This is a genomic window from Streptomyces sp. NPDC033270 (assembly GCF_055576575.1).
Window position 1 is genome coordinate 180,221 of sequence record NZ_JBVIRA010000020.1, and the last position, 6,229, is coordinate 186,449.

A 6,229-nucleotide genomic window follows, 5' to 3' on the forward strand; every position below is an offset into this window, starting at 1 on the left:
CCAGGCCCCCGCCTCCCCAAGGAGCCCGCAATGCCACCCACAGTCGTGGCCGTCATCCCCGCCCGCGGCGGATCCAAGGGCGTCCCCGCCAAGAACCTCGCCGCCGTCGGCGGTGTGCCCCTGGTGGCCCGCGCGGTCCGCGAATGCCGCGCCGCCCGCCTGGTGACCGACGTGGTGGTCTCCACCGACGACGCCGGCATCGCGGCCGCCGCCCGCGGCGCCGGAGCGGTCGTCGTACGGCGCCCCGGCGACATCGCCGGCGACACCGCCACCAGCGAGGCCGCGGTACTGCACGCCATGGACGCCTACGAGGCCGAGCAGGGCACCACCGTCGACGCGGTGCTGCTGGTCCAGTGCACCAGCCCGTTCATCGTCCGCGAGGACATCGACGGGGTCGCCGCGGCGGTCGTCGAGGGCGGCGCCGACAGCGCGCTGACCGTCGCCCCCTTCCACGGCTTCGTCTGGCGCGACGCCGAGCCGGCGGACGCCGGCACCGCCCCCGCCGCCGACGGCGGCCACGGCGTCAACCACGACAAGTCCTTCAGGCCCCGCCGCCAGGACCGCCCCCAGGACCTGCTGGAGACCGGCGCCGCCTACGCCATGGACGCGGCCGGCTTCCGCACCAGCGGCCACCGCTTCTTCGGCCGCACCGAACTCGTCCGCACCGACCCCGCCCGGGTGCTGGAGATCGACGATCCGCACGATCTCGCCCGCGCCCGCGCCCTCGCGCCGCTGCTGGACGCCCCGCGCCCCGGCGCCCTCCCCACCCGCGACGACATCGACGCCGTCGTACTCGACTTCGACGGCACCCAGACCGACGACCGGGTGCTGATCGACTCCGACGGACGGGAGATCGTCGCGGTGCACCGCGGCGACGGCCTCGGCATCGCCGCCCTGCGCAAGGCGGAGCTGAAGCTGCTGATCCTGTCCACGGAGACCAACCCGGTCGTCGCCGCACGGGCCCGCAAGCTGCGGGTTCCCGTCCTGCACGGCATCGACCGCAAGGACCTCGCCCTCAAGCAGTGGTGCGAGGAAGCGGGCATCGAGCCCGAGCGCGTGCTCTACGTCGGCAACGACGTCAACGACCTGCCGTGCTTCGACCTCGTCGGCTGGCCCGTGGCGGTCGCCGGGGCGCACGACGTGGTGCGCGGCGCGGCCCGCGCGGTCACCGCGACGCCCGGCGGCAGCGGCGCGATCCGCGAGATCGCCGCCTGGCTGCTGGGCCCGTCGCTGTAACCCCCAGCCGTAACCCCTCAAGACCCCACCCCGCACACCCCCATATCCACACGAAGGAATCTCCCCATGAGCAGCAACTCCCGCCTCCGCAAGCTCGGCGACCGCGAGGCCGGCCCCGGCCGCCCCGTCTACGTCACCGGCGAGATCGGCATCAACCACAACGGTGACCTGGAGAACGCCTTCGCGCTGATCGACGCCGCCGCCGACGCCGGCTGCGACGCGGTGAAGTTCCAGAAGCGCACCCCGGAGATCTGCACCCCGCGCGACCAGTGGGACATCGAGCGCGACACCCCCTGGGGCCGGATGACCTACATCGACTACCGCCACCGCGTGGAGTTCGACGAGGACGGCTACCGCGCCATCGACGACTACTGCAAGAAGCGCGGCATCGCCTGGTTCGCCTCCCCCTGGGACGTCGAGTCCGTCGCCTTCCTGGAGAAGTTCGACGTGCCCTGCTACAAGGTCGCCTCTGCCTCCCTCACCGACGACGAGCTGCTGCGCGCCATGCGCGCCACCGGCCGCACCGTCATCCTGTCGACCGGCATGTCCACCCCCAGGCAGATCCGGCACGCCGTCGAGGTCCTGGGCAGCGACAACATCCTGCTCTGCCACGCCACCAGCACCTACCCGGCCAAGGCCGAGGAGCTCAACCTGCGCATGATCAACACGCTGCAGGAGGAGTACCCCAACGTCCCGATCGGCTACAGCGGCCACGAGACCGGCCTGCAGACCACCCTCGCCGCGGTCGCCCTCGGCGCCACCTTCATCGAGCGCCACATCACCCTCGACCGCGCCATGTGGGGCTCCGACCAGGCCGCCTCCGTCGAGCCCGGCGGCCTGTCCCGCCTGGTCCGCGACATCCGCACCATCGAGGAGTCCCTCGGCGACGGCGTCAAGAAGGTCTACGACAGCGAGCGCGGCCCGATGAAGAAGCTGCGCCGGGTCGCCGGTGTGGTTGCCGAGGCGGAGGCCGCCGGCGCCGAGCCGGCGGCGGTCTGACGGCCCACGAGCCACACACGGGAGCCATGGTGAGCTCACCTGAAGGGACCCGCGCCGCGCCCGTCACACCCGGCGCCGGGATCCCGCCCCAGGAGACGACGGGTACTCCCGCCCGTCGTCTCCTGGGGGTGCCGCGGCAGCGCCACCGCACCGCACCCTCGGGTGACGGGCGGCGCGAGACCGCCCCGGACTCCGCCACCCTCGCCTTCGTCGAGAGCCCGGTGCAGCTGCTGAACGTCCTGGAATGGGCGCACGCGGCGACGGCGGAGGACGGCCGCGGCGGCTCCGCCGACACCGGCCGGGCCACCGCGGCCCCGCTCGCGCTCACCGTTGTCGTGCTCTCCCCGCACGACCCGATGACCCGCGGCCAGCTGCGCCGGATGGCCGAACTCGCCCGCGACGAAGGCCATACGGTGCGCTGGGAGGAGGCCCGCGGCGGCCCCACCGCCCCGATGCGGACCGTCGGCGGGCTCACCCCGCTGCTGCGCCGCGCCCACCGGGTCGTCATCGGCGACCCGTTCTCCCGCTACGTGCAGCTGCTGCTCACCCTCACCAAGGCACGCGACCTGGTGGTGGTCGACGACGGCACCGCCACCATGGAGTTCATCTCCCAACTCGCCCGCGGGGAGCGGCTGGTGCGCTGGCACCGGCACGGCAGCGGCCGCGGCCCGCGGGACCTGGTCTTCGCGCCGTTCTCGGCCACCGCCCGCCGCCGGCTCACCCCGGCACCCGAGGGCGGCCGGCGCACCGTCGGGCTGTTCAGCTCGATGCCGGTCGAGGCCCCGCCGGGCGTGGACGTCACCACCAACGAGTTCGCCTGGACCCGGGCGCGCTTCGGCCCGCCCCGGGTCATGGGCGCCGCCGACATCGTCGGCACCTCGCTGGTGGAGACCGGCGTCGTCGACGCCGACCGCTACCTGGAGGCGGTCGGCACCCTGGCCCGCCGGCACGGCGCCAGCCGCTACTTCGCGCACCGCCGCGAGAGCACCGAGAAGCTGCGCCGGCTGGCCAATGAGACCGGCCTGGAGGTGGTACGGCCCGATCTGCCGCTCGAACTGATCGCCCGGCGCGGGCCCATCGGACGCCTGATCGTCAGCTTCCCCTCCACCGTCGTGCACACCCTGCCGCTGGCGCTGCTGGGTACCCAGGTGAAGGTCGCGGTCTGCGACATCGATCCGCAGTGGCTTACGGCCAATGCCTCACCGCGCGCACAGGGGTTCCTCGACGGGGTCACCGGAACCGCCCGTGACGTGCAACGACTGCCGTTCACCCAGCGGATGGCCGCCGGATGACCGCTGCGCGAAGCCGTACTTCATACCCTTCCCATAAACCGTCCATGCGCCGAGCGGGCTAGATTTTCTTCCCCTAAGGGGCTGAACTTTTGTTGATCGAGGGACAGTTGCCCCATCGGGACCCGTAACCTTCAACAGGTGAACCAACTGATGTCCCGCGATACCGACGACGCCGACGCCCCCGCCGACACCGCCGGAGGGGCCTCGCTCCCCGGCGCCCTGCCGGACGCACTGGGCGCCGAACTCACCGCCTTCCGCCGCGACTTGCACCGGCACCCGGAGCTCGGAAACCAGGAGTTCCGGACCACCGCGGCGATCAAGGAGCGCCTGGAGCGGGCCGGGCTGCACCCCCGCGTCCTGGCCACCGGCACGGGCCTGATCTGCGACATCGGTACGGACACCGCCGCCGACGTCCCGCTGCTGGCCCTGCGTGCGGACATCGACGCCCTGCCCATCCCGGACACCAAGACCGTCGAGTACGCCTCCACGATCCCCGGCCGCGCCCACGCCTGCGGCCACGACGTCCACACCACCGCCGTCCTCGGCGCCGGCCTGGTCCTGGCCGAGCTGGCCCGCGCCGGCGCGCTGCCCCGCCCGGTACGGCTGATCTTCCAGCCCGCGGAGGAGGTGCTGCCCGGCGGCGCCCCCGACGCGATCGAGTCCGACGTGCTCGACGGCGTCGGCCGGATCCTCGCCGTGCACTGCGACCCGCGCGTCGACGCCGGCCGGATCGGGCTGCGCACCGGCCCGATCACCTCGGCCTGCGACCGGCTGGAGGTCGTCCTGGACGGGCCCGGCGGCCACACCGCCCGCCCGCACCTGACCACCGACATGGTCACCGCCGCCGCCCGGGTCGCCCTCGACGTGCCCGCGCTGATCGCCCGCCGGGTCGACGCCCGCGCCGGGCTCGCCGTCACCTGGGGCCGGCTGGCCTCCGGGCACGTCTGCAACGTGATCCCGCAGCGCGCCGAGCTGGCCGGCACCGTCCGGTGCCTCGACCTCGACGCCTGGCGCCAGGCCCCGGACCTGGTGCACGCGGCGATCGACGAGGTCGCCGCCCTGTACGGCGCGAAGTCGCAGATCAACTACGTCCGCGGGGTGCCGCCGGTGGTCAACGAGGCGGAGAGCGCCCAACTGCTGATGGACGCCATGGCCGCCCGGCGCGGCGTCCACAGCGTCGAGACCACCGAGCAGTCCCTGGGCGGCGAGGACTTCTCCTGGTACCTCGAACACGTCCCCGGAGCCATGGCCCGCCTCGGCGTCCGGGCACCCGGCGACCTCAGCCGCCACGATCTCCACCGCGGCGACTTCGACGTCGACGAGCGGGCGATCCAGGTCGGCGTGGAGCTCTTCACGGCCGCCGCGCTGCTGTCCCGCGGTTGAGTCAGACCGACAGAATCGAACATTTCCGGCCGCCGTCGATCGCCTCGACGGCGGCCGTGGTGATCGTCCGGGCGTCCTACGCCTCGAATCGATAACGGCTTTCCACCTGCCCTTTACCTGGCATCTACGCGCGTTACGATTCCGCGGAATCAGCGCCAATGGAGGCGCTACGAGTCGAAGGGGCCCCTCGTGCACCGGGTATCCAAGATCGTTGCCGCGGGCATCGCCACCGCGGCCCTCTCCGTTTCACTGACCGCCTGCGGCGAGTCCTCCACCGAGTCCGGTGGCAAGGACAAGGGCGTCGGGCTCGCCTTCGACGTCGGTGGCCGGGACGACCACTCGTTCAACGAGGCGGCGGCTCGTGGCGTGGACAAGGCCGAGAAGGACCTCGGCGTGAAGTCCAAGATGATGACCGCCAAGAACGGCGAGACCGAGGCGGACCGCGAGCAGCGGCTGTCCTCGCTGGCCGAGGCGGGCTTCAACCCGGTCATCGGCGTCGGGTTCAACTACGGCAAGTCCGTCAACAAGGTCGCCAAGAAGTTCCCGAAGACCACCTTCGGCGTCGTCGACTCCCCCTCCCAGGCCAAGAACGTCTACGGCATGGTCTTCGCCGAGCACGAGGGCTCCTACCTCGCCGGTGTCGCCGCCGCGCTGAAGAGCAAGACCCACAAGGTCGGCTTCATCGGCGGTGTGAACAACGCGCTGATCCAGAAGTTCCAGGCCGGCTTCGAGCAGGGCGTCAAGGACACCGACCCCAAGGCGAAGGTCACCTCCGAGTACCTCTACGCCAACGACGACAAGGGCTTCAACGACCCGGCCGCCGCGAAGGGCAAGGCCAAGGGCATGCTCGACGGCGGGATCGACGTCATCTACACCGCGGCCGGCCAGTCCGGCAACGGCTCGATCGAGACGGTCGCCGGCAAGAAGGGCGCCTGGGCGATCGGCGTCGACTCCGACCAGTACCTGCAGCCGGGCCTGGCCAAGTACAAGAGCTCGATCCTCACGTCGGTGATGAAGAACGTCGACGTGGCGGTGTACGACCTGGTCAAGAGCGTCAAGGACAAGAAGCCGCTGAGCGGCGACAAGGCGTACACGCTCAAGGACAACGGCGTGCGGCTGTCCACCTCGGGCGGCTTCATCGACGACATCCAGGCCAAGATCGACGCGGCGAAGAAGAAGATCGCGTCGGGCGAGGTCAAGGTCAGCGACACGCCCGCCAAGTAGCTCCACCGCGGGGCGGGGGGGGGGGGGGGGGGGGGACCACACACAACCCCCTCCTCCCCGCACCACACCGCAGCACTCGGCGCTTTTTCCTCCTC

General features: G+C 72.0%; 5 protein-coding genes. All 5 read left to right on the forward strand.

What is annotated here, in order from left to right; all coding sequences use genetic code 11:
- Window positions 1-30 precede the first annotated feature (30 nt).
- The 5 genes from ACZ5XZ_RS26225 (at window position 31) to ACZ5XZ_RS26245 (ending at window position 6,134) form a co-directional block, all read left to right on the forward strand.
- On the forward strand, window positions 31-1,236 hold the full coding sequence (locus ACZ5XZ_RS26225; protein ID WP_468982145.1) for a cytidylyltransferase domain-containing protein: 1,206 nt from the start codon (window positions 31-33) through the stop codon (window positions 1,234-1,236).
- A gap of 66 nt (window positions 1,237-1,302) precedes the next feature.
- Window positions 1,303-2,235 carry an N-acetylneuraminate synthase family protein gene (locus ACZ5XZ_RS26230; protein WP_468982148.1) on the forward strand — a complete coding sequence of 311 codons (933 nt, stop codon included), beginning with the start codon at window positions 1,303-1,305 and terminating at the stop codon, window positions 2,233-2,235.
- A gap of 29 nt (window positions 2,236-2,264) precedes the next feature.
- Complete coding sequence (locus ACZ5XZ_RS26235; protein ID WP_468982167.1) at window positions 2,265-3,527, forward strand: hypothetical protein; 1,263 nt, start codon at window positions 2,265-2,267, stop codon at window positions 3,525-3,527.
- Between the two features lie 150 nt (window positions 3,528-3,677).
- The gene (locus tag ACZ5XZ_RS26240; RefSeq protein WP_468982169.1) at window positions 3,678-4,910 is read left to right on the forward strand and encodes an amidohydrolase; all 1,233 of its coding nucleotides are present in this window, start codon (window positions 3,678-3,680) and stop codon (window positions 4,908-4,910) included.
- A 189-nt stretch (window positions 4,911-5,099) separates the two neighbouring features.
- A complete protein-coding gene (locus ACZ5XZ_RS26245) occupies window positions 5,100-6,134 on the forward strand; it encodes a BMP family lipoprotein (RefSeq protein ID WP_468982150.1) in 1,035 nt (344 codons plus the stop codon).
- The last annotated feature ends 95 nt before the right edge of the window (window positions 6,135-6,229 follow it).